Below are 23,530 nucleotides of genomic sequence, written 5' to 3' on the forward strand. Positions count from 1 at the left end.
TTCTCAGCTGGTGGTGCTGGTGGTCAGGTCGTACACGGTGGTGCTGCCGACGGTCTGGGCCTGGAAGTTCTCCGCGACCCAGGTGGCGATCTCGCTCGAGGTGCCGCTCCGGCCGCCCATCCCAGCGCCACCGCTGCCGATGAAGTAGTGGACCTTGCCCTGAGCAACCAGTTCCTGGAACTCGGCCAGCGACGGCGCCGGGTCGGTGCCGTTGAAGCCGCCGATCGCCATGATCGGTTCGCCGGAGGCGATCTGCAGTGGCGCGGCCCCGTTCGCGGTGACTGCCGCGGCCGCCCAGGTGTAGCCCTTGGAACCGTTCTGCAGCAGCGTGATCAGCTCACTCGACACTCCGCTGATCCCGCCGCCACCGAGGAACCCGCCGATCCCACCGCCACCAGTCCCCCGGCCAGTCCCGGTGGTCCCGTTCCCAGTCGTCCCCGGCACACCGTTCGTACCGTTGCCCGCACCGTTTCCAGTCGCCGGACCGCCCGTCGTACCATTGCCGTCCTGCCCAGGCGGAGTGCCCATCCGGCCCATCCCGCCACCGCCGCCGGGTCCGCCACCCATCCCGCCGGCACCCGAGGGCCCAGCGGACGGGAGCGCACCAGCGTGCGCCGAGTTGATCGTCGCCAGCGAGTACGCCGCCGGTCCGGTCAGTGCACTCACCGCCAGCAGCACCCCGGCGAACACACCGGCCCGCTGAGCCGCCGTACGGTTCAGCTTCAGCTCCGGCAGCATCATCACGGCCCCAGCTCCGAGTACGCCGGTCAGCAGCACGACCCACCGCAGCCACGGGTGCCAGGACGGCGTCTCGTTCAGCAGCGCGAAGCCCCAGCCGCCGGTCAGCAGTGCGCCACCGGCCAGAGTTGCGCGCGGCAACCACTCGGTCCGCCGTCGCCACAGCACCGACATCGCGGCACCGACCAGCGCACCGATCGCAGGTGCCAGCGCGATCATGTAGTAGCTGTGGATGATGCCCTGCATGTAGCTGAAGGTCAGCCCGGTGCCGACCAGCCAGCCGCCCCACAGGATCGCGAACGCACGCGTCTTGTCCGTCCGCGCGGCCTTGCCTGCGGCAACGACCAGGACGATCGTCGACAGCAACGCGGCCGGCAGGAGCCATGCGATCTGACTGCCGAACTCACCGCCGAACAGACGCTGCAGACCGGTCGCACCACCCCACCCGGCGCCACCGCCACCGCCGACGGATCCGGTCTCGTTGCCGTTCAACCGGCCGAGACCGTTGTAGCCGAGGGTCAGCTCGAGAACGCTGTTGTTCTGGGATCCGCCGATGTACGGGCGGGCCGAGGCCGGCATCAGTTCGACGATCGCGATCCACCACCCGGCGCTGACGATCAGCGAGACGAGCGCCAGCACGCTGTGCACGATCCGCTTGCCGAGCGCGGGCTTCCCGGCGATCAGGTACGCCAGTCCGAAGGCCGGCAGGATCAGGAACGCCTGCAGCATCTTGGTGAGGAACCCGAACCCAACAAGGGCGCCGGCCAGCATCATCCACCGGGCCGCGTGCTTGTCCGAGTCGATCGCCCGGGTGACCGCCCACGCTCCGGCGCAGAGCAGCATGACCAGCAGCGCGTCCGGGTTGTTGAACCGGAACATCAGTACGGCGACCGGCGTCAGCGCAAGGATCGCACCGGCCAGCAGACCGGCGTTCGCGGAGAACCACCGACGCACCGACACGTAGACGAAGCCGACGCTCGCGACGCCCATCAGCGCCTCGGGAACCAGCATGCTCCAGCTGTTGAAGCCGAAGATCCGCCCGGACAGTCCCATCACCCACAGGGCGGCCGGGGTCTTGTCCACGGTGATGAAGCTGGACGCGTCGAAGGAGCCGAAGAACCAGGCCTTCCAGCTCGTCGACCCGGCCTGCACCGCGGCGGCGTAGTACTCGTTGGCGTAGCCGTTCTTGGACAGGCCCCACAGGTACGCGATCGCGGTCAGTGCCAGCAGGCCGCCGTACAGGACCTTGTCGCGGCTGAGCGTCAACGGGGTGGCGACTGCCCGCGGTCCGGCCCGGCGGGGTGACGCCTCGACGGGATCGGCCTCGACCGGATTACTCAGCGTGGCCATATCAGTTGCTCCTCGTTTGGTCGAGAACCGCCTGGGGTTCGAAGGTGGGCAAGGTGGGTGCGTCGTCGTCGAAGACCCACGTCTGGAAGAGGCTGAACCGGACCACGGTCGCGGCCAGGTTCGCGAGGGTGAGGACAGTGATCTCGACGGCCTGGTGTGGCGTCGAGACCGCGGTGTGCAGAAGCCAGAGGGACGAGGCGGTCAGGCTCCACCCGATGCCGAAGGCAACGAGTCCGCGCAGCTGATGCCGCCAGCGGTTGTCCAGGCCGCGAACGCCGAAGGTGATCCGCCGGTTGAGCGCCGTGTTGCCGACCGCAGTGATCAGCAGCGACAGCACGTTCGCCGCTTGGGCCGGCATGCCCTGCCGCAGGACGAGATAGAGCAGTGCGTACGCCGCTGTGCTCAGCACCCCGATCGCGCAGAACCGCAGAACCCGCGCGGCCAATGCCGTCCGAGGATCGAGGATCCGGGGCCGGCCGAAGGCCTGGCGTACCGGCTCGAGGTCGATCTGGCCGCGGCCCAGGTTCCGCCACAACCGAGCGATCCCGCGCAGGTCCTCGCCGACCGTCTTGGCGATCGCGACCCGCGAGTCGAGGTCGTCGACCCAGTCCACCGGCACTTCGTGGATCCGCAGCCCGGCCTTCTCGGCCAGCACCAGCAGCTCGGTGTCGAAGAACCAGCTGGTGTCCTCGATCAGCGGCAGCAGCTGGTGGGCGACGTCGGCGCGGATCGCCTTGAACCCGCACTGGGCGTCGGAGAAGTGCGCGCTCAGGGTTGCCCGCAGCAACAGGTTGTAGGAGCGGGAGATGAACTCCCGCTTCGGCCGCCGGACGACCCGCGAGCCGTTCGACAACCGGGTGCCGATGGCAACGTCACTGTGGCCGGCGAACAGCGGCGCCACCAGCGGCAGCAACGCGTTCAAGTTGGTGGACAGGTCGACGTCCATGTACGCGAGCACGTCGGCGGTGCTCTCGGACCAGACCTTCTTCAGCGCACGGCCGCGGCCGGACTGCTCGAGCCGGACGATCCGGACCCCGGGCAGCTCGGCCGACAGCAGCGCACCGATCTCATATGTCGCGTCCGTGCTTCCGTTGTCCGCGATGCAGACCTCGGCCGGAAACGGGAAGGCGGTGTCCAGGAACTCACGCAGCCGCCTGATGTTCGGACCGAGGTCGTTTTCCTCGTTCTTGACGGGTACGACGATCTCGACCCGAGGATGACCTGAAATCTGCATGCCACCGATGCTGGCCGGTGAACCTGAGCCAGCCCCTGCGCTGACCTGGCAGTTTCCTGGGAGTCGGCGACATGCGTTCGGGCCGCGGGCCTCCGGTCGCCGACCTAGAGTTGAGTTTCCGTCATAGCTGCCTGGGGGCTGGTCATGGTCGCGTCCGCTGCTCAACGTTTCGCCCGGATCGCCACCGCGGAGCGCCCCGCCGGCACCAGGATCCTGATGCGGCGCGCGATCGTCCTCGGAGCGAGCATGGCCGGCCTGATGGCGGCGCGGGTGCTCAGTGACCACGCCGACGAGGTGCTGGTGATCGAGCGGGACACGTCCGAGGAGTCCACCTTGCCCAGGCCCGGCGTACCGCAGGGAAGTCAGGTGCACGCGCTGCTGCCGGCGGGCCACACGCAACTCGACCGCTGGTTCCCGGGTTTCACGGCCGAGGCGATCGCCGCGGGGGCGACGAATCCAGACCCGGAGACGGTCCGGAACTACGTCAACGGCGCCCTCCGCCCGCTGCCACCCCGGGACTCGCTCGGCATCTCGCTGGTGAGCACCCGGCCGTTCCTGGAATCGCTCGTACGACGGCGGACGCTTGCGATCGGCAACATTCGGCTGATCCACGGACGGGCGGACGGGATCGAATTCACCGGCGACCGGGTGAGCGCGGTCCGCTACCAGCCGACCGGTGCCGGTCAGCCCGTGGACGCCCCGCTCGTCACCGAGACCGCCGACCTGGTCGTCGACGCGACCGGACGGTCGAGCCGCCTCAGCGATTGGCTGGGTGCGGCCGGCCGGCCGCAGCCGCCGATGCGGCGAATGCCGATCAAGCTCAACTACGCGAGCGCCTTGTTCAAGCAGGATCCGAAGATCTCCGACATCGGGATCTCCATCGCCCAGAACCAGCCCGGCAGCGGACAGCCACCGCGACAGGGCGGCGTCCTGTCGGTCGAGGGCTATCGCTGGCTGGTGCTCGTGGCCGGGTACGCCGACGACCGGCCGACCCGCGATCTCGAAGACTTCCGGAATCGCTGCCGGGCGGACTTCCCACCCGCATTCGGGCAGATCGCCGATCACGGCGAACTCATCGGCGACGTGATGACCTATCACCAGGCCGACAGCCGGCGCCGCGACTACGACGAACTCGAGCGCATCCCAGCCGGCCTGATCGTCGCCGGTGACGCGGTGGCGTCGTTCAACCCGGTCTACGGCCAGGGGATGACGTCGGCGACGCTCCATGCGTCCTGCCTGTCGGCGTACCTGCGCTCGGCTCCGTCGCTCGACCAGCCTGCCCGCGCGTACTTCGACGAGGTCCGCGTCGTGGTCGACGCGGCCTGGCAGGTCTCGACGTTAGCCGATCTCGAGCTACCCCATGTCGATGGACCGTACCCCCGCGGCTACCGACTGGTGAAGTGGATCGGGGGCCTGGTCTTCCAGGCCGCGGCCGGCGATCCGCACGTCAACATCCAGTTCAACCGCGTGACGACGATGCTCGACCACCCGAGCGCGTTGGCCCGCCCACAGACGCTACTGCGGGCCCTGCGATGGAAGCTGCTACCGGGTACGACGTAGCCAGAGCAACCCGAGGACGGGAAGAACCAACGGGACGAACCCGTACCCCTGCCCGAAGTGCGACCACACCGTGGCATCCGGAAAGTCCTCCGGTACGGCGTAACTGAACGCCCCGATCCCGATCACACCGGCCAGCTCGATCGCGATCGCCACGGTCGCCACCCGCCGGGAGATGTTGGTTGCCTTGGCCAACGCAAAGGTCGCCGCGCAGTAGATGACGGCGGCAACGGCCGACAGGATGTAGGCGATCGGCGCCTCGTCGAACTGGGTCGCGATCTGGACCCCCGCCCGGGCGGTCGCTGCCAGCGCGAAAACGCCGTACACCAGGATCAGGATCCGGCCAGGGCCGTGCCTGGTCGCCTCCGGGTCGGTCATCTCAGGTGGTCCAGATCACGTGCAGGCGCTGCTCGACGACCGGGATCACCAGACAGGCGAACGCCAGCGCGCCGGCGCCCCACCGGCTGCTCTCCGCGAGTGCCCACAGCGCGCCGAGGGGCAGCACGATCAGCCCACCGATCAGATAGCCAACGAAGAACACTCCGGAGACATCCCGGTCGGTGCCGGCCAACTGGACGATGCCCACGACGAGCTGGGCCAGCAGCCCGACCTCGACCACACCGAGGATCGCCAGCAGAGTCCAGTTGATCCGCTTGTCCAGCGCGGCCAGCACGATGGCGAACACCATCGCGGCCAGCGAGAGGGCGACCAGTGCCCAGGTGAGCGGTTCGAACACGGACTAGAGGATGTCACCCGGGCTGTAGGCGGCGGCTTCGGGGTGGCGCTTGGCCAGTTCGTCGATCTTGGCGACGAGGATGTTCACCTGGTCGACGGCCGCGCCGGTGAAGGACAGCGGCTCACCGACGATGCCGACGATCTGCTCCTCGGTGAGGCCCAGGCGACCGTCCGCGCCGAGGCGCCGGAACAGGTCGTTCTCCGCCAGGCCCTTGCGCAGATCGAGGGCGGTCGCGACCGCGTGCTCCTTGATCACCTCGTGCGCGGTCTCCCGGCCGACGCCGTTCTTCACCGCGGCCATCAGCACCTTGGTCGTGGTCAGGAACGGCAGGTACCGCTCCAGCTCCCGGCCGACCACGGCCGGGTAAACCCCGAACTCGTCCAGCACGGTCAGGAACGTCTCGAACAACCCGTCCAGCGCGAAGAACGCGTCCGGCAGCGCAACCCGCCGTACGACGGAACAGAAGACGTCACCCTCGTTCCACTGGTTGCCGGCCAGCTCGCCGGCCATCGAGGCGTACCCGCGCAGGATCACCGCCAGGCCGTTCACCCGCTCGCACGACCGGGTGTTCATCTTGTGCGGCATCGCCGAGGACCCGACCTGGCCCTCCTTGAAACCCTCGGTGACGAGCTCGTGCCCGGCCATCAGCCGGATCGTGGTCGCGAGACTCGACGGGCCTGCCGCGAGCTGGACCAGCGCCGATACGACGTCATAGTCGAGCGACCGCGGGTACACCTGGCCGACACTCGTCAGCGTCCGGCTGAACCCGAGGTGCTCGGCGATCCCGCTCTCCAGCTGCGCCAGCTTGGCCGGGTCGCCGCCGAACAGGTCCAGCATGTCCTGCGACGTACCGACCGGGCCCTTGATCCCGCGAAGCGGGTACCGCTCGATCAGCTCCTCGATCCGGGCGATCGCCACCAGCAGCTCGTCCGCGGCCGAGGCGAACCGCTTGCCCAGCGTGGTCGCCTGCGCGGCGACGTTGTGCGAGCGCCCGGTCAGCACGAGCGCCGCGTGGTCGGCCGCCTGCTGCCCGAGTCGTACGGCGGTCGCCACCGCGCGATCGCGGACGAGTTCGAGCCCGGCCCGGATCTGCAGCTGCTCGACATTCTCGGTCAGGTCCCGGCTGGTCATGCCCTTGTGGATGTGCTCGTGCCCGGCGAGCGCGCTGAACTCCTCGATCCGCGCCTTCACGTCGTGCCGGGTGACCCGCTCACGGGCCGCGATCGACTCCAGGTCGACCTGCTCCAGCACCCGCTCGTAGTCCTCGACCACGCCGTCCGGCACCGCGACGCCGAGCTCCTTCTGCGCCTTCAGCACCGCTACCCACAGCCGCCGCTCGAGCACGATCTTGTGCTCCGGCGACCACAGCTGAGCCATCGACAGACTGGCGTAGCGGGAGGCGAGAACGTTGGGGATCCGGGGCTTGCTCGAGCTGGGCACGAACCCCATTCTCCCAGAACCTCACCGCCTGACGGTCAGCAGTCCACAGACCTGGGTGCCGGCATTGGCCGTGCAAAGACGGTAGCTGCCGTCCGCGGCCGTGTCCGGAACCACGACGCGGTCCGGCCCGGGACCGGAGATCCCGACGTCCTCCCAGCCCTTGCCCTCGCCGTCCTCGGCTGCCCACCACGTCGGCGTGTGGTTTCCCCGCGCCCCCCAGTCCGAGGTCAGGTAGTACAGCACCTTCTCCGGGTCCGCCGCCGTTGCCAGCTGAAACGCGATGCCGCGAGCGTTCTTCTCCGGGAAGGTGAGCGCCACCGTCGCACCGGGCTGGGCGGTCGCCGGGGTGACCGTGATCGGATTCGGCCACCTGGGGTCGAACCTCGGACTCTCGGCGGCCGCCGGCGGCGTCTCGGTGGTCGCGGGCGGCGTCTCGGTGTTGGTCCACGGCGTGAGCGCGATCACGGTTGCCACGGCGACTGCGGCGGCCACAGCGGACACAGTGGCGGTACGGCGACGCCGCCTTGACGTAGCCGTGGTCAGCACAGAGTCGAAGTCGATGCTCGACTCTGCGGACCGGCGGTCGGCGAGCGCCTGGAGCTCCTGCTTGAGGTCAGGCATGGTCCTCACTCCTCAAGGTCGTGGACAGGGCCTCGCGGGCGCGGGACAGGCGCGACTTCACCGTGCCTTCGGCGATCCCGAGGGTGTCTGCCACCTGCGCGACGCTCAGATCACAGACGTAGTGGAGGACGACGACCTGCCGCGCCGGCATCGGCAGTCCGGCCAGCGCGCGCTCCAGATCACCGTCATACCCCTCTGCCGGATCAGGCGCATGCTCATGCGGCAGCCGGTGGAAGAGCCGGGTGAACCGGTTGCTGTCGCGGTGACGGTTGGCGGCCAGTCGTACGGCGACCAGCCTCACCCAGGCCTCCGGCACGTCGTACCGGGAGACCTTCGACCAGCGCGGTACCAGCCGGACGAACGCCTCCTGGACGATGTCCTCGGCCTCGGCCCGCGATCCCGTCAGCAGCGAGATCACTCCGACCAGGCGAGGCTGCTGCGCAGAGTAGAACTCCCGCAGTCCCTCCACCTCCGCCGCCCTCATAATTCAGTACACACCTGGGCGGGCGCCGCGGTTCCGCTCAGACGGTGATTTCTCCGCGGGCGGCCTTGAGGGCGATGTCGGTGCGGTGCTGGGAGCCCTTGATCCGGATCTGGCTGACGGCGGCGTAGGCCCGCTGCCGGGCCTCGTCGAGGTCCTTGCCGGTCGCGCTGACCGCGAGGACGCGGCCACCCGACGTGACGAGTTCGTCGTCCTCGAGCGCCGTACCGGCGTGGAAGACGCGAACGTCGTCCACCTCGGCCTGGTCGATACCGGTGATCACGTCACCCTTGCGCGGGTTGGCCGGGTACTTCTTGGCGGCGACCACGACCGACACCGCCGCGGCGCTTTTCCAGCTCAGCGGCTCGTGATCGGCCAGCTTGCCGGTCGCGGCGGCGTACAGGACTCCGCCCAGCGGGGTCTTGAGCAGCGGCAGCAACGCCTGCGTCTCCGGGTCGCCGAAGCGGCAGTTGAACTCGATCACCCGGACACCGCGTGACGTCAGCGCCAGACCGGCGTACAGCAGGCCGCTGAACGGCGTACCGCGGCGGCGCAGTTCGTCCACGGTCGGCTGGAGCACCTTCTCGGTGATCTCCTGGACCAGATTTTCCGGTGCCCAGGGCAACGGTGTGTAGGCGCCCATGCCACCGGTGTTCGGGCCTTCGTCGTTGTCCGCAAGGCGTTTGAAGTCCTGGGCGGGCTGCATCGGCAGCACCGTCGTACCGTCGGTGATCGCGAACAGCGACACCTCCGGGCCGTCCAGGTACTCCTCGATCAGCACCTGCTCGCACCCGGCCGCGTGGGCCAGCGCCTCGTCCCGGTCCGACGTGACGACGACACCCTTGCCGGCGGCCAGACCGTCGTCCTTGACCACATACGGCGGCCCGAACGCGTCGATCGCCTCGGCGGCTTCCTCGGGCGTCGTACACACATAGGCCCGGCCGGTCGGCACACTCGCGGCGGCCATCACGTCCTTGGCGAACGCCTTCGATCCCTCGATCTGGGCGGAGTCCCCGGACGGCCCGAAAACGGCGATCCCGGCCTCGCGCAGCGGGTCGGCCAGGCCGGCCACCAGCGGCGCCTCCGGTCCGACCACGACCAGGTCGGCGCCGAACTCGGTCGCCAGCGCGACCACCGCGTCGTGGTCGGCGATGTCCACCGAGCGGCAGACGATCGTCTGTCCGTCGTGGGCCGGCCGCAGCACGGCGATACCGGGGTTACCCGGAGCCGCCACGATCTCTTCGACATCCACGTCCTGGGCCAACGCCCAGACCAGTGCGTGTTCGCGGCCACCCGAGCCGATCACCAAAACCTTCACGGGCCATCAGCCTAGTGCACCCGGCGCGGGCCGCCCGCCGACGTCCGAAGAACTGTCGATCCGGGGCGGTGCCAATCGTGTAGAGGGTGACACTAGGTGAGAGGAGCCTTGACATGTCTGCACCTGAGGTACTGCTGACCGGACTCATGATCGGCGAGTCGGCGCGCTGGCACGATGGACGACTGTGGTGCTCGAACTGGGGTGCACAGGAGGTGCTGGCCGTAGACGCGTCCGGTAAGCGCGAGGTGATGGCTCGCGTGCCGACTACTCTTCCGTTCTCGATCGACTGGCTGCCGGACGGCCGACTGCTGATCGTGTCCGGGCCGGAGGGGCTGCTGCTTCGCCAGGAGGCCTCTGGTGACCTGGTCACGCATACGGACATGTCGTCGTACGGCGGTCTGAACGAGATCGTCGTCGACGGCCGCGGCAACATCTACGTCAACGGCGGCTGCGACTTCGAGCCAGGCTCGGACGAGCGGCCCGGGTTCATCCTGCTGGTCACCCCGGATGGTTCGGTACGACGCGTCGCCGACGAACTGGCGTTCCCCAACGGCATGGTGATCACGCCAGACAACTCGACCCTGGTGATCGTCGAGTCCTTCGCCGCCCAGCTAACGGCGTACGACATCGCCGACGACGGCACGCTGTCGAACCGCCGAGTCTGGGCGCCACGCACCGGCGACGGCATCTGCATGGATGCCGAAGGCGCCATCTGGGCCCCCAGTTGGACTGAGGGCCAGCCATCCTGCGAACGCATCGCAGAGGGCGGCGAGATCCTCGAGACGGTCCTCCTGGACCACGCCTGCTTCGCCTGCACCCTGGGCGACGGCACCCTCTACATGCTCACCGCAGACTGGCACATGGACGAGCCCTTCGACGCCAACCTGGACCGACTCCTATCCAGCGCCACCGGACGCCTCCTGACCCATAAAGCCTCCACTCCCAAGGCCGGCTGGCCGTGAGCGATCACTAGCGGAACCGCACCACACCGGTGATCCACGCCGCGCCGGCACTGATCAGCCCGACTGTTGCGCCCTGTCCCGGAGCGTCAAGGAAGTTGCCGGCGAAGGCTCCCACAGTGGAGCCCAGCAGCAGGACGACGGCCAGGAGAAACCAGGCGTCACCACCCTCGCTCAGGTCCCGGAAGCGCTTGCGGACGGGGACACCACGATCCATGAGGATCAGCAGCTGACTACTGATGAGTGCTGCCAGCAGGACGAGCAGCAGGTAGGCAACCGTGCTCATCAACTAGTAGTGCCAGTAGTAGCGAGCGTCAGCGTTCCAGGTGACGGGGACCGTGGTGCGGTTAGTGAAGGCCATACCGAGGCCTCGGGCTATCTCGATCGTGCGAGAGAGCTGGAGCGAGTACAGGTGCTGGTTGTCGTCCCACCACTGCTCGAACTGGGTGATGCAAGTCTGGCCGGTGAAGTAGGGGTTGGAGCACGGGTGCGGCGGCAGCCACTTCTGGAGGTGGCGGAACTTCACGGTGGTGGAGCCGTTCGGCGGCTTGATGGTGCCCGTCGCGTCCAGGCAGTAGCCGGTAGTGGGGATGTTCCACTGGACGTAGTGCTGGCGGCCGTTCGCTGACGGGATGTCCTTCAGGTTGGCGCAGTTGGCGTCGCCGATCTTCTCCGACGTAACGCGCTGGATCTGGGTGAGCGGACGACCGGCTCCGTCGTTGTAGCCGTCGAGCAGGACCCAGTCGCCGTCGTGGATGAAGCGCTCGGCGGACTTCGGCGGCCAGGCTTTCGGGTCGCCCCAGGAGATGTCGGACTCGGTGGCGCTCAGCGGGGTCCAGGCCCACTGCCCAGCCGCGGACGGGCCCGCCCAGTATTGGCCGGCCGCCTTCTCGAACATGAGCGAGTACAGACCGTAGTTCTCGGCTGCAGGCGCCGCAGTCGAGGTGCCTACCGGAAGAGAGGTTGCGAACATCACCGCAACGAGCAAGACCAGTTTCTTCCGCATGGAGTTCGAGATTAATGCCGGTTGGGTGCAGGTTGAGGTCCTGGTCTGTACCACCGAGACCGGTCTAGGCTCGCGGTCACGAGTCCCACCTAGGGGGATGGGACGCTCAACGAGGAGCTGTCATGCCGGACCCAGTCACCAGCACGATCGACGTACCCGGAGCCACCCTGACGTACGACGTACGCGGCGAGCTCAGCAATCAGCCGGTGCTGCTGCTGATCGGGTCACCAATGGGGGCGAGCGGCTTCCCCACCCTGGCGTCGTACTTCACCGATCGCACGGTCGTCACCTACGACCCGCGTGGCGTGGAGCGGAGTGTCCGCAGCGACGGTGCCGGCGAGCTGTCACCCGACGACCACGCCGCCGACCTCGTCACCCTGATCGAGACGCTCGACGCCGGCCCGGTCGACCTCTTCGCCAGCAGCGGCGGCGCGGTGAACGCGCTGGCACTGGCGGCCAAACGGCCTGACCTGATCAACATCCTGGTCGCTCACGAGCCACCACTCGCCGGGATCCTGCCGGACCGCGAGGCAGCCCTGGCCGCCTGTGAGGACATCTGCGAGACGTACCAGCGCGACGGCCTGGGCGCGGGGATGGCCAAGTTCATCGCGATCGTCAGCTTCGAGGGCGAGATCCCGGCCGACTACACCAAGCAGCCCGCGCCGGACCCGGCGATGTTCGGCCTCCCCAGCGAGGACGACGGCTCCCGCGACGACGCCCTCCTCGGGCAGAACATGCGCGGCTGTACGTCGTACCAACCCGACTTCGACGCCCTCGACAAGGCCAAGGACCGGATCATCCTCGCCGTCGGCGAAGAGTCCTCCAACCAACTCGCGGGCCGCGGCGGCGCCGCAGTCGCCGAACGCCTCGGCCTGACCCCGGTCGTCTTCCCCAGCAACCACGGCGGCTTCCTCGGCAACGAGTACGGCATGCCAGGCAAACCAGAGGAATTCGCCACCAAACTCCGGGAGGTCCTGGCCCGCTAGGTCTCGCGCGAGGTGTCGCGTGGCGCCGTACCTTCACTCCACCGGTACGGCGCCACTCGACAACTCCGGCAATCGGACGGGATCCGGCGCGTGGAACCGGCCCTGGGCGGACGCCGGGTGGGACGTCTGCTTAGCTGGGGGGCATGACTGACAAGCCAGAGATCGACTTTCCGGACGGACCGCCGCCGGCGGAGCTGGAAATCACGGACATCACCGTCGGTGAGGGTGATGAGGCCAAGGCCGGGTCGCGGGTGAACGTGCACTACGTGGGTGTCGCCCACTCGACCGGCGAGGAGTTCGACGCGTCGTACAACCGGGGCGCCCCGCTGGCCTTCCAGCTCGGCGTCGGCCAGGTCATCCAGGGCTGGGACACCGGCGTCCAGGGGATGAAGGTCGGCGGCCGGCGCAAGCTGGTCATCCCGCCGCACCTCGGGTACGGCGACCGCGGCGCGGGCGGCGCGATCAAGCCCGGCGAGACCCTGATCTTCGTCGTAGACCTGATCAGCGTCAGCTGACCACCTCGTCGTCGACCCTTCGTCCGACCTGGTTGGCGTGAGCTGACCGCAGTACTTCCGCTCGACCGCACAGCTCTCTGAGCGCACCATCGATCCGCTCAGCCGGAGTCGCGGTCTGCCTCTGTCCCAGGACCCCCGCGATCCGCCACAATGGCGAACATCGCGGGGGTCCTTCCCGTAGTTGTACTCATCCGCCTCGCCCAGCGGTTCGGTTTCACTGGGAGGCATGACGACGATGGTTGCCACCACGGTTCCCACCGCACGGGTGAACGGGGTGCGGTACGCCGCTCTGGCCGCGAAGATCCTGCTCTTCGGTTTGTTGCTATCGGCCCTGATCTGGCCGGACCTGAGCGGTATCAAGGGCAAGGCGACGACCGCACGACTGATCGTCTACCCACTCGGTGCGATGGTGCTGCCGCTGTGGTGGTGGGCGTACGGCCAGGCGCGCAGCAAGCTCCACAACCGCTTCCCGTGGCACGCCGACCTGCTGATCACGCTCCCCTGGCTGGTCGACCTGATCGGCAACCGCCTAAACCTCTTCGACACGGTGCCGTGGTGGGACGACGCCATGCACTTCATCCTCTGGGCCCTCCTCACCGCCGGCGTCCTGCTGGCCTTCGCCCCACCGACACTGTCCCGCGGCCTCACTGCCTTCGTCGCACTGGGCTTCGGCGCCACCGCCGCGGTGATCTGGGAACTCGGCGAGTACGTCGCCTTCATCCGTACCTCCCCCGAACTTCAAACCGCCTACACCGACACCCTCGGCGACCTCGGTCTCGGCACCCTCGGCGCACTCTTGGCGGGCCTGACTCTGTACCAGGTCCGTGGCAGGGTGACTGGATGGACGTCACAGTCGTAGGAAGTGGAGACGCGTTCGGATCGGGTGGGCGATTTCAGACGTGCATTGCGGTCGCCGTCGACGAGGTGCCGCGCGTGCTGGTCGACTGTGGTGCGACAAGTCTGACCGCGCTTCGTGCGCAACAGTTCGATCCGAACGAGATCGAGACGATCGTCATCACCCATCTGCACGGGGATCACTTCGGCGGGCTGCCGTTCCTCATCCTCGACGGACAGTTCCGTCGGCGGACGCGTGACCTGACCGTCGTCGGCCCGCCGGGAACACGTGACCGGCTGACCGCCGCAATGGACACGCTCTACCCCGGCTCATCCCAGGTACGACGCCGCTTCGAGGTGGACGTACTCGAGCACACCGACCGTCGTCCACGCGAACTCGGCGACCTCCGCATCACGCCGTACGAGGTCCGCCACGCATCCGGCGCCCCGGCCTACGCCGTACGACTGCAAACACCCACCGCATCGCTCGCGTACTCAGGCGACACCGAGTGGACCGACGCACTCCTCGAAGCGGCCGACAACGCCGACCTCTTCCTCTGCGAGGGCTACAGCCCAACCCCCATCCGCTGGCACCTGGACCTGCAAACCCTCGAAACCCACCGCCACCGCCTCACCTGCAACCAACTGATCCTCACCCACCCATCCCCCACAGCCCTATCCCTCGACCAAACCCCCTGGCCCACCGCCCAAGACGGCCTCCACCTCCCGCTCCCCTAACCACCCAACCGGACATCCCCTCAACCCCCACCAACCACCCGCCGACCCCACCACTCGGACCATCCCGTACGACGCTCCCCCTTCGCCGACCCGAACACGAGGGGATATCCCCAGCACCCCAGGCTCCTCCCCTCCCACACGACCAGAGAACCCTCAACCCGGGGGATATCCCTCGAATGCGCGACAGTCGGCCGCGTGTGTCAGCGGTCGGTGGGGCGACAGATTCCGTTGGCGAGAGCGCTGGCCGCCAATGCCTGAGCAGCCGGGTTGTCCGACAGGGCGCCACGGTCCGCGCCCGAGCCTGACGCACCCTCGTCGGGGGTCGAGGTGGTGTTGGCGGAAGCATCGCTCGAGCCCGCACCACCTTCCCCTGATCCCGACGGGGCGTCGCCAGAACCCGGCCTACCCTCACCCGAGCCCGACGCCGGGTCGGCGGAGGCCGACGCACCCACGCCCGAGCGCGACGCGGTGTTGTCGGAGCCCGATGGGGCCTCGCGCGGAGCTGAACCAGCTACGCCTGCGGCCGACGCGGGGGCGGTGGGGGCCGACGCGCGTTCGGCCGAGGGCGGCGGGGTGTCGGTGGGAGCCGGCTCGGTCTCGGGTGGGAGGGTGTCTTGGGGGCGGTCGTGGCGGGTGGTGTGGCGGCCTAGGGGGACGACCATGGGGGTGCCCGCGACGGGGTCGGGGATGACTTTGACGGCCAGGCCGAAGATGTCGTGGACGACGGGTTCGGTGATGACCTCGCTGGGGTCGCCCTCGCAGACGATGGCGCCGTCCTTCATGGCGATCAGGTGGTCGCCGAAGCGGCAGGCCTGGTTGAGGTCGTGGAGCACCAGCACGATCGTCCGCTCGTGCTGCTTGTTCAGGTCGACCAGCAGGTCGAGTACTTCGAACTGATGGGTCAGGTCGAGGAACGTCGTCGGCTCGTCCAGCAGCAGGATGTCGGTCTCCTGCGCCAGCGCCATCGCGATCCACACCCGCTGCCGCTGCCCGCCGGAGAGTTCGTCGATGGGCCGGTCGGCCAGCGACAGTACGTCGGTCGACGTCATCGCGGCCGCGACCGCCTCGTCGTCGGTCTTGGTCCACTGCCGGATCCAGCGCGTCCGCGGGTACCGCCCGCGCCCGACCAGGTCGGCGACCGTGATCCCTTCCGGCGCGGTCGGCGACTGCGGCAGCAGTCCCAGTTTGGTGGCGACCTCGCGGGTCGGGATCGACTGGATGCTCTTGCCGTCCAGCAGCACCGTTCCGCGTGCGGGCTTCAGCAGCCGCGCGAGCGTCTTCAGCAAGGTCGACTTGCCACACGCGTTGGCGCCGACGATGACGGTGATCTTCCCGGTCGGGATCCGCACCGACAGGTCATGGATGATCTCCCGCTGGTCGTACCCGACCGCCAGGTTCTCAGCAGCCAAGCTGTGCGAGCGATCCACAGGGTTCTCCATCTCTCAGCCACCACTCCCGACTCGATTGGCCCGGGCCAGCAGGAACATCAGGTACGGCGCTCCGACCACGCCGGTCACCACACCGACGGGCAACTGGGTGTCGCCGAAGGCGTGCTGCGCGATCAGGTCCGACAACGCCACCACGAGCGCACCGAGCAACGCGGACGCGATCATCGCCGGCCCCGGCGACCGGGTCAGCCGTCGTGCGATCGGCGGCGCGACGAATGCCACGAACCCGATCGGCCCGGCCGCGGCCGTGGCGACTGCCGCGAGCAGGACGCCGATCACGATCAGCCCGAGCCGCGAGCTCTCCACCCGCAGCCCCAGCCCGTACGCCGTCTCGTCGCCGAGTTGCAGGATCCGCAGCCGGTGGACCAAGTAGACGATCAGCGGAGTCAGCACCGCCAGCGTGATCCCCATCGACCGGACGTTCGACCAGTCCCGGCCGTTCAGGCTCCCGGTCAGCCAGATCAGCGCCTGCTGGGCGATCTCGACCCTTGCCTTGGTCAACAAGTACGACGTGATGCTGGTGGCGATCGCACCGATGCCGATCCCGATCAGGATCAGCCGGTAACTCGACACCCCGTTCCGCCAGGCCAGCACGTACATGATGAACGCGGTCAATACCGCGCCGGCGATCGCGAGCATCGACACCGCCACGCCGGTCAGGCCCAACGTGATGATGGCGAACACGGCGAACGCACTGGCGCCGTACGTGACACCGATGATGTCGGGGCTGGCCAGCGGGTTGCGGGCGATGCTCTGGAAGATCGCGCCGGACATGCCCAAAGCCGCTCCGACCATCAGGCCGGTGAGTGCCCTGGGCAACCGAAGCCGGTTGACGATGAACTCGGTCGCCCGGTCGCCGCCGCCGAACAGCGTCTTCACCACGTCGAGGACCGGGATCTTGAAGTCGCCCAGCGACAGGGAGACGCAGAAAGCGATGAAGACGAGTACGGCGAGGACCACGATCACCGCGAGCGAACGCGCCTGCCGGACCGCCCGCGCACGGGCGATGATCTGAACTGCCTCAGCGGTCGTCGTCGTCACAGGTCCGCCAACTTCCGCCGCCGCACCAGCGCGATGAAGAACGGCGCACCGATCACCGCGGTGACGATTCCGACCTGCAGTTCACCGGGCTGGGCGACGACCCGGCCGAGGACGTCGGAGCCGAGGAGCAGGATGGGTGCGAGCAGCATCGAGTACGGCAGGATCCAGCGATAGTCCGGACCGGTCACCAGCCGGGCCACGTGCGGAATCGTCAGCCCGATGAAACCGATCGGTCCCGCGGCCGCGGTCGCGGCTCCACAGAGCAGTACGACGACCACCGCGACGAACAACCGGGCCAGTCCGACCCGCTGACCGAGCGACTTGGCCACTTCGTCACCCAGGGACAGAGCGTTGAGCACGCGCCCCGAGACCAGCGCCAGCACGATCCCGATCAGGATGAACGGCGCGACCTGCGTGGCGATGTCCCAACCGCGGCCGGCCAGCGATCCGACCGCCCAGAACCGGAACTGGTCGAACGTGTCGACGTCGCCGATCAGCAGCGCGGTGGTGAGCGAGCCGAGCATCGCGGTCATCGCCGCACCGGCCAGGGCCAGCTTCACCGGCGTCGCACCCTCACGGCCGAGCGACCCGAGCAGATACACCGCGATCGACGCGGCGGCCGCGCCGGCGAACGCGAGCCAGACGTACGACGTGAGGCTCGTCAGACCGAACCAGTAGATGCCCGCGACAACGAAAAGGGCGGCACCGCCGTTGACGCCGAGGATGCCCGGGTCGGCCAGCGGGTTCCGGGTGACGCCTTGCATCAGCGCACCGGACAGCCCCAGCGCGGCGCCGACGAGCAGGCCGATCACAGTCCGCGGCACCCGCAGTGAGCGGATGATCACGTGATCGGTATTCGCCTCGTTGTAGTGGCGCAGAGCATCGAACACGGTCGACAGCGGGATCTGCTTCGAACCTACCGCGATGCTGAGCAACGTCACGAGCACGAGCAGGGCCAGACAGCCGAACAGTCCGAGGAACAGGGTGGCCCGCCGGGTCCGCCGCGGGCGCGACGGGGCAGCGGCGTCTGGGCTTGTGGCGTCGGCCACAGCGGTGGGCGGGGGCATTGGACTTTGGGATCCTCTTAGGTAAGGCTAACCTCTAGACGCCTCAGAATAACCCGGCCGTCCGCGGGTCCGCATCTGAGCCCTCCCCCTGCGTAGTTTATGGAGAAACCACGATGACGACTGTGCTCGAGCGGCCGATCGTGTTCGACGCGGTGCTCGCCACCGTGGCGGCGGTCGACGACCTCAGCCCGCACCTGCGCCGGGTGACCTTCGTCGCACCGCGGATCGCCGAAGCGGTGACGGCCGGGCCGGATCAGCGGATCAAGGTGCTGCTCGCGCCGCCGGACGGCAGTGAGCTCAAGCTCCCGACCGGCCCCGAGTGGTACACCCAGTGGTGCGCGCAGCCGGTCGACGAGCGTTTCATCATGCGGACCTACACCGTGCGTGCACTCCGTCCCGAGGTCGCCGAGATCGACATCGAGTTCGTCCTGCACGGTGTCAACGGGCCCGCTTCCGCGTGGGTGAGCGAGGCCGAGATCGGTGACCAACTCGGCCTGATCCTGCCGTTCGCGGTCGACACCAGCAGCACCAAGGGCCTGCTGCACTCGGGCGTCGACTACGTCCCGCCGACCACCAGCATCCGCCGCGTGCTCGTCGCCGACGAGACCGCGCTGCCCGCGCTGGCCGGGATCCTCGAGCAGTTGCCGGCGACCGTGCACGCGACCGTATTCGTCGAGGTCCCGGACCTCCGCGACATCCGCCCGCTGCCGACCCCGGGCACTGCCGACATCACCTGGATCGCACCAACGCCTGACGGCCCGAAGTCGTTGCTCGAGGCACTCAAATCCGCCGATCTCCCGTACGACGCCGACTACGCCTGGGTGGCCGGCGAGTCGTCGATGATCAAGTCGGTACGCCGCCACCTGGTCAACGTGGCCGGGATGCCGAAGAGCGCGATCTCCTTCCAGGGCTACTGGAAGCGCGGCGAAGCGCAGATCTGACCAGTTCCGGAAACTGACCGGAACCTGACAGCGACAATCGGGCCGACCGCGGTCCGGAGCTGACACACTCCGCGCCATGCGCACCAAGCTCACGGCGGCTGCCGCACTCCTGACAGCCGCCTTACTCAGTCTGCCCAGCACCCCCGCCCAAGGCGCGGCGACCGCCACCGTGACGGTCGACTTCACCACACCTGTGACGCAGCTCGACGCAAACGACTACGGCCTCGACATCACCGGGTACGGCAACCAGCGCTACATCACCAACGACACCACGCACCGTGAGAACCTCCGCCGCCAGGGTTTCGGCATCCTCCGGATGGAGCTGACGTACGACGCCAACGGCCAACTCGTCTGCGGTGGCTCGTACTGCGACACCGCCATCACCGGCGACGCCTGGGTCACCGCGATCCGCGAGCTCGGTGCCGAGCCGATGCTCATCCTGCCCGCGGACGGACGTCGTACCGCGGCCGAAGACCTTGCCGACGCCAAGAGCATCTACAACCACTTCAAGGCGACCGGTACGCCGGTCCGGAAGTTCATCTACGGCAACGAGCACGACAACAACGACAACCCGAAGAAGATGACCGCGGACGAGTACAGCGCCCGCTACAACCAGGTGCACGACGCCCTGCACGAGCTGGACCCGTCCGTCGAGGTGGGTGGTCCTGCGCTGGCGTCGTACGAGCCGCAGAACGGTACGCCGTACATGGACACGTTCCTGGCCGTTTCGGGGAGCCGGGTCGACTTCATCGACTACCACGACTACGGCGCCGGGTACACGCGCTACACCCCGGAGCAGCTGCTGACCACGGCGATCGACAGCTACAGCTCCGCCATCGCCGACCTGAAGGCGCGCATCGCCAGACTGGTGCCCGGACGGCAGATCCCGATCCAGATCGGTGAGTGGAACATGGACTACTCCGATCCGGAGGGCACACTGATGCTCTCGCACCTGGCGACTGTGTGGGGCTCCGCCGCACTCGGCACGATGCTGGAGTCGGGTGTCTCGACCCTCCTGTACGGCGACAAGAACGGCAACTTCGCCAAGAACACCGGACTGGGCATCACCAGCACAGAAGGCGAAGGCGGCATTCCGGTCAGCGCACCGACACCGATCTACCACGGTCTGGGCATGTTCACCGGCGAGGGCCTGTTCCGCCGCTTCGGTGGCACCGTCGTGAGTACGACGTCCAGCAGCAACCTCCTGCGTGCCTTCGCATCCACTGGAGGCAAGAACATCGTCCTGGTCAACGCAGACACCGCTGCCACGACCACAAGCCTCAACCTGACCGGCTACACCAGTGGGAGCGCCCAGGTCTGGCAGAGCACCAACGACAACTGGACCCCACACCAGACTGGCACCCTGTCCATCTCCAACGGCACAGCCAACCTGACACTGCCAGCCCGCTCAGTCACCACGCTGGTCCTGGCCGACCAGGGCCTGAAGGGCGAGTACTACGGCTCACGCGACCTCACTGGACCTGTCGCCCTCACCCGGGTCGACTCGACGGTCAACTTCGACTGGGGCATGGGTACGCCGTCGGCCGCCGTACCCGTGGACAACTTCAGCGTGCGGTGGACCGGACAGGTCGACGTACCGGCTGCAGCGACGTACAGCTTCATCACCACGACGGATGACGGCGTACGGCTGTGGGTCGACGGACAACTCCTCATCGACGCATGGACCGATCACTCCAAACGTGACGACGTCGGCAGCATCGCCCTGTCGGCCGGGAAGCACGACATCAGACTGGAGTACTACGAGAACGGGTACGACGCGATCGCCCAGCTGGCCTGGTCCTCGCCGAACCTGGCCCGCCAGGTCATCCCAGCCGCTCGCCTGACCCCAGCGGCCTGACACCAGCGGACCTGCCCCACTCATCAAACACCGGAATCGCGAGGTGCAGACCGGCGTCTGAGCGCCGAGTGCACGCACCATGCGTGGTTGGTGAGTGGTGCAGGTCCGCTTCACCGGTCGTCAGGACGGGTTCTCGGCGTGGGTGAGGGTTTCCCAGGCGACGAACAGGTTGTTGGCGCCGGCCGGGCGGCGGGACTCGGTCAGCGCCTGGGTGTTCGCCATTGCGTAGCCGAGGCGGGTATGCATGGCGTTGTAGCCGACCTCGGTGATCGGGCCGAGCCCGCGATGCACCGAACCGTCGCACAACCAGGACGGTACCGGCTCGAGGTTGCGTTCCCAGCGGGACTGGAACCCGAGCGCGTGCCGCAGCCGCTCACCGAACTCCGGGTAGAGGTCGATGCCCTGGATCCGCGAGGTCTCCAGCACGTGCGAGATCGACGAGATGCCGTACCCGGTGTGGGTGAAGTCGCGGCAGGTCTCCTGGGTCAGCCCGTTGACGAAGGTGTCCTGTCCTTGCCAGTACGCGATGATCTTCTCGCGGGTGTTGAGGTTCTGGCTCGGCTTCGTCTTCGGCAGCGGGCCGTCGGACTCCAGATAGACGAAGGCCGGCACGCGGACCCGGTAGAGCGAGATCGCCTTGTCGTAGACGGTCTTGTCGTCGAGGAACACGCCGATGCCCTGGATCGCCTCGGTCATGCTCAACTCCCAGTTGCCGTTGGAGTTCGAGCCGTTGATGATCTCGGGCAGGTAGACGTTGCGCAGCATGGTGGCGAATCGGCCCGCGTTCGGCCAGTTGCCGTACACGTGCTTGATGATTTCGGCGGCCTTCGGCCACGACGACGCCGACCATGCGGTCTGCAGCGGAGCGTTGCTGTTGGTGTGATCGCGGATGGTCGCAGACCACGCGTCCATCAACTGGATCGCCTTCTGCGCATAGCGATCGTCACGGGTGATGTACCACAGCAGCGCGTCGGTGTAGGCCGCGATCGCGTCCTCACGTTCGTCGGTGCAGCCGTAGTTCGGGTTCGAGTACGAGCCGCATTCGACCACCGCACGCGGCTTCGGTGTCCGGCTCAGTGAGGCATAGCTGCTGCTCTTGGCCTGGTTGAACGCATTCGTCCACGGCTGCGCACCGGCCTGCACCTTGGCCCGGACGAAGTCCAGCTGCGCCCGGCTCACTCCCACACCGGGATGGGTGAACACGGCCGGCGCGTCAGCCGGCGCGGGTACGGCGGTCTGCTGCGGCTGAGGGCTGGATGCGGCGACCGCTTGGTTGCTGAGGGCACCGGCCGCCAGTAACGCGCAGGCAGCGACCAGGACCAGGGGTTTCTTTCGCATGGCGGATGTCCTGTTCTTCGGGGCGGTAGGACACTGCGTCTCCCCCGTGTGCCCGAAGGCACTACCGCAGGGTCTTTGCGAAAGTTTGACGACGGACGGTGAGCGCGTCAATATCCCAGCAGGTACGAAATTCACAATGGAACAACCCAAGAAAGTGTCCCATTTCCCGTGGAACAGAGTGAGGTCTTGTCCCGTGAAACGACGCCAGTTCCTGACCGTCGGAACCGCAGTCATGGCCGCCCCGGCACTACCCTCCGTCACCGCCACCGCCGCCCCACCCCCGAGCGCACTGCCCAGCCGGGCCGACATCATCGCCATGGTCCGGCGGGTCGCCGACCATTGGATCGCCACCCACACCGACTCCGGTGACAACGGGTGGGCCAGAGCCACTTTCTTCAGCGGCCTGATGGCGGCCCACCGGCTGACCGGCGAGGCCCGCTACCACCAGTACGCCCGCGCCTGGGCCGAAAAGCACAACTACGGCATCCCCGGCGGCGTCACCACCCGGCATGCCGACAACCACAACTGCATCCAGACCTACCTCGACCTGTACGAACTCGAACCGTCGGCGAACAAGTTGACCGCGGCAACCGACACCCTGCGCCGGATGGTCAACAGCACCAAGATCGACGACTGGTGGTGGTGCGACGCGCTACACATGGCGATGCCGCCGTTCGCCCGGATCGGCCGGCTCCGCGGCGATTCGTCGTACTGGACGAAGCTCTACCAGCTGTACAACCACACCAAGCGGACCCGGCAACTGTGGATCCCGTCGAGCGGATTGTGGTACCGGGACGAGCGGTTCCGGCCGGACGGAATCGTGTCACCGAACGGGAAACCGGTCGTCTGGTCGCGCGGCAACGGCTGGGTCGCGGCCGGTCACGTCAAGACCCTGAAGGTACTCCCGGCGAACCAATCCAACGTCGCCGAGTACAAGACCAGCCTGGCCCAATTGGTCACCGCACTACGGCCCATCCAACGCACCGACGGCTTCTGGAACGTGAACCTGACCGACCCGCAACACCTTCCCGGACCGGAGACCAGCGGTACGGCGTTCTTCGCCTATTCGGCCGGCTACGCGGTCCGGACCGGGTTGTTGCCCGCCGCAACATATCTGCCAGTTGCGGCCAAAGCCTGGAACGGGATGGTGGCGACCGCGGTCCACCCGGACGGCTTCCTCGGCTACGTGCAGAAGGTCGGCGACCGGCCGGAGTCGAGCCAGCCCGTCACCTACGAGTCCACCGCCGACTTCGGCGTCGGCGCCTTCCTATTGGCCGGCGCGGAACTCGCCGCTCTCACCACCTGACCTGCGCGAGCGACCCGG

Annotated in this window: 23 protein-coding genes; 9 read left to right on the top strand and 14 right to left on the bottom strand. The window is 68.0% G+C overall.

Features of this window, described 5'->3' with window-relative positions; all coding sequences use genetic code 11:
- Positions 1-3 precede the first annotated feature (3 nt).
- Together V9K99_RS14010 and V9K99_RS14015 are read right to left on the bottom strand one after the other, a co-directional pair.
- Entirely contained in the window at positions 4-2,088 is a 2,085-nt protein-coding gene (locus tag V9K99_RS14010) for a glycosyltransferase family 39 protein (RefSeq protein ID WP_337001514.1), read from the bottom strand.
- Between the two features lies 1 nt (position 2,089).
- Positions 2,090-3,322, bottom strand: coding sequence for a bifunctional glycosyltransferase family 2/GtrA family protein (locus tag V9K99_RS14015; protein WP_337001512.1), 1,233 nt, complete (start codon positions 3,320-3,322; stop codon positions 2,090-2,092).
- Positions 3,323-3,466: 144 nt separating this feature from the next.
- On the opposite strand from V9K99_RS14015, the gene V9K99_RS14020 reads away from it, so the two are divergent.
- Positions 3,467-4,882, top strand: a complete 1,416-nt coding sequence (locus tag V9K99_RS14020; RefSeq protein ID WP_337001510.1) for an FAD-dependent oxidoreductase — start codon at positions 3,467-3,469, stop codon at positions 4,880-4,882.
- Here the strand turns inward: V9K99_RS14020 and V9K99_RS14025 are convergent.
- From V9K99_RS14025 to purD, 6 genes are read right to left on the bottom strand one after another with little or no spacing between them, the layout of a single operon-like run.
- Complete coding sequence (locus V9K99_RS14025) at positions 4,865-5,257, bottom strand: hypothetical protein (RefSeq protein WP_337001508.1); 393 nt, start codon at positions 5,255-5,257, stop codon at positions 4,865-4,867. The two genes, V9K99_RS14020 and V9K99_RS14025, sit on opposite strands and share 18 nt — an antisense overlap.
- Position 5,258: 1 nt before the next feature.
- A complete protein-coding gene (locus V9K99_RS14030) occupies positions 5,259-5,615 on the bottom strand; it encodes a hypothetical protein (protein WP_337001506.1) in 357 nt (118 codons plus the stop codon).
- 3 nt (positions 5,616-5,618) lie between these two features.
- Positions 5,619-7,064, bottom strand: coding sequence for an adenylosuccinate lyase (gene purB, locus V9K99_RS14035; protein ID WP_337001504.1), 1,446 nt, complete (start codon positions 7,062-7,064; stop codon positions 5,619-5,621).
- Between the two features lie 12 nt (positions 7,065-7,076).
- Positions 7,077-7,676 (bottom strand): hypothetical protein, encoded by a 600-nt coding sequence (locus V9K99_RS14040; protein WP_337001502.1) that lies wholly within the window; start codon positions 7,674-7,676, stop codon positions 7,077-7,079.
- Positions 7,669-8,160 (bottom strand): SigE family RNA polymerase sigma factor, encoded by a 492-nt coding sequence (locus V9K99_RS14045; RefSeq protein ID WP_337001500.1) that lies wholly within the window; start codon positions 8,158-8,160, stop codon positions 7,669-7,671. The genes V9K99_RS14040 and V9K99_RS14045 overlap by 8 nt, the downstream gene beginning before the upstream one ends.
- A 37-nt stretch (positions 8,161-8,197) precedes the next feature.
- A complete protein-coding gene (gene purD / locus V9K99_RS14050) occupies positions 8,198-9,475 on the bottom strand; it encodes a phosphoribosylamine--glycine ligase (protein WP_337001498.1) in 1,278 nt (425 codons plus the stop codon).
- Between the two features lie 113 nt (positions 9,476-9,588).
- Here purD and V9K99_RS14055 point away from each other — a divergent pair, with 113 nt between their 5' ends.
- A complete protein-coding gene (locus tag V9K99_RS14055; protein ID WP_337001496.1) occupies positions 9,589-10,437 on the top strand; it encodes an SMP-30/gluconolactonase/LRE family protein in 849 nt (282 codons plus the stop codon).
- Between the two features lie 7 nt (positions 10,438-10,444).
- Here the strand turns inward: V9K99_RS14055 and V9K99_RS14060 are convergent, their stop codons facing one another.
- On the bottom strand, positions 10,445-10,720 hold the full coding sequence (locus V9K99_RS14060) for a hypothetical protein (protein ID WP_337001494.1): 276 nt from the start codon (positions 10,718-10,720) through the stop codon (positions 10,445-10,447).
- Positions 10,721-10,723: 3 nt separating this feature from the next.
- Positions 10,724-11,440 carry a hypothetical protein gene (locus V9K99_RS14065; protein WP_337001492.1) on the bottom strand — a complete coding sequence of 239 codons (717 nt, stop codon included), beginning with the start codon at positions 11,438-11,440 and terminating at the stop codon, positions 10,724-10,726.
- A 122-nt stretch (positions 11,441-11,562) separates the two neighbouring features.
- Between V9K99_RS14065 and V9K99_RS14070 the strand changes: the two genes are divergently transcribed.
- The 4 genes from V9K99_RS14070 to V9K99_RS14085 all read left to right on the top strand — a co-directional run bounded on the left by V9K99_RS14070 (position 11,563) and on the right by V9K99_RS14085 (position 14,513).
- Positions 11,563-12,426, top strand: a complete 864-nt coding sequence (locus V9K99_RS14070; protein ID WP_337001490.1) for an alpha/beta fold hydrolase — start codon at positions 11,563-11,565, stop codon at positions 12,424-12,426.
- Positions 12,427-12,569: 143 nt separating this feature from the next.
- Positions 12,570-12,941, top strand: a complete 372-nt coding sequence (locus tag V9K99_RS14075; protein WP_337001488.1) for an FKBP-type peptidyl-prolyl cis-trans isomerase — start codon at positions 12,570-12,572, stop codon at positions 12,939-12,941.
- Between the two features lie 226 nt (positions 12,942-13,167).
- Positions 13,168-13,800, top strand: coding sequence for a hypothetical protein (locus V9K99_RS14080; RefSeq protein WP_337001486.1), 633 nt, complete (start codon positions 13,168-13,170; stop codon positions 13,798-13,800).
- Positions 13,782-14,513: an MBL fold metallo-hydrolase gene (locus tag V9K99_RS14085; protein ID WP_337001484.1), complete on the top strand. Its 732-nt coding sequence runs from the start codon at positions 13,782-13,784 to the stop codon at positions 14,511-14,513. The genes V9K99_RS14080 and V9K99_RS14085 overlap by 19 nt, the downstream gene beginning before the upstream one ends.
- 200 nt (positions 14,514-14,713) lie before the next feature.
- Here the strand turns inward: V9K99_RS14085 and V9K99_RS14090 are convergent, their stop codons facing one another.
- The 3 genes from V9K99_RS14090 to V9K99_RS14100 are packed head-to-tail and all read right to left on the bottom strand — an operon-like array spanning position 14,714 to position 18,069.
- A complete protein-coding gene (locus V9K99_RS14090; RefSeq protein WP_337001482.1) occupies positions 14,714-15,952 on the bottom strand; it encodes an ABC transporter ATP-binding protein in 1,239 nt (412 codons plus the stop codon).
- Positions 15,953-15,955: 3 nt separating this feature from the next.
- Positions 15,956-17,002 (bottom strand): FecCD family ABC transporter permease, encoded by a 1,047-nt coding sequence (locus tag V9K99_RS14095; RefSeq protein ID WP_337001480.1) that lies wholly within the window; start codon positions 17,000-17,002, stop codon positions 15,956-15,958.
- Positions 16,999-18,069: a FecCD family ABC transporter permease gene (locus tag V9K99_RS14100; protein ID WP_337001478.1), complete on the bottom strand. Its 1,071-nt coding sequence runs from the start codon at positions 18,067-18,069 to the stop codon at positions 16,999-17,001. Before V9K99_RS14100 ends, V9K99_RS14095 begins: the two co-directional genes overlap by 4 nt.
- A gap of 113 nt (positions 18,070-18,182) precedes the next feature.
- On the opposite strand from V9K99_RS14100, the gene V9K99_RS14105 reads away from it, so the two are divergent.
- Positions 18,183-19,010, top strand: a complete 828-nt coding sequence (locus V9K99_RS14105; protein ID WP_337001476.1) for a siderophore-interacting protein — start codon at positions 18,183-18,185, stop codon at positions 19,008-19,010.
- A 76-nt stretch (positions 19,011-19,086) separates the two neighbouring features.
- Positions 19,087-20,868, top strand: coding sequence for a PA14 domain-containing protein (locus V9K99_RS14110; protein ID WP_337001474.1), 1,782 nt, complete (start codon positions 19,087-19,089; stop codon positions 20,866-20,868).
- A gap of 120 nt (positions 20,869-20,988) precedes the next feature.
- Here V9K99_RS14110 and V9K99_RS14115 read toward each other — a convergent pair whose 3' ends face one another.
- Positions 20,989-22,206, bottom strand: a complete 1,218-nt coding sequence (locus V9K99_RS14115) for an alginate lyase family protein (RefSeq protein ID WP_337001472.1) — start codon at positions 22,204-22,206, stop codon at positions 20,989-20,991.
- 193 nt (positions 22,207-22,399) lie between these two features.
- Here V9K99_RS14115 and V9K99_RS14120 point away from each other — a divergent pair, with 193 nt between their 5' ends.
- Positions 22,400-23,512 (top strand): glycoside hydrolase family 88 protein, encoded by a 1,113-nt coding sequence (locus tag V9K99_RS14120; RefSeq protein ID WP_337001470.1) that lies wholly within the window; start codon positions 22,400-22,402, stop codon positions 23,510-23,512.
- Positions 23,513-23,530 lie beyond the last annotated feature (18 nt).

It is taken from the genome of Kribbella sp. CCNWLW201, from assembly GCF_037203805.1.
In the GTDB taxonomy this organism is placed as follows: domain Bacteria; phylum Actinomycetota; class Actinomycetes; order Propionibacteriales; family Kribbellaceae; genus Kribbella.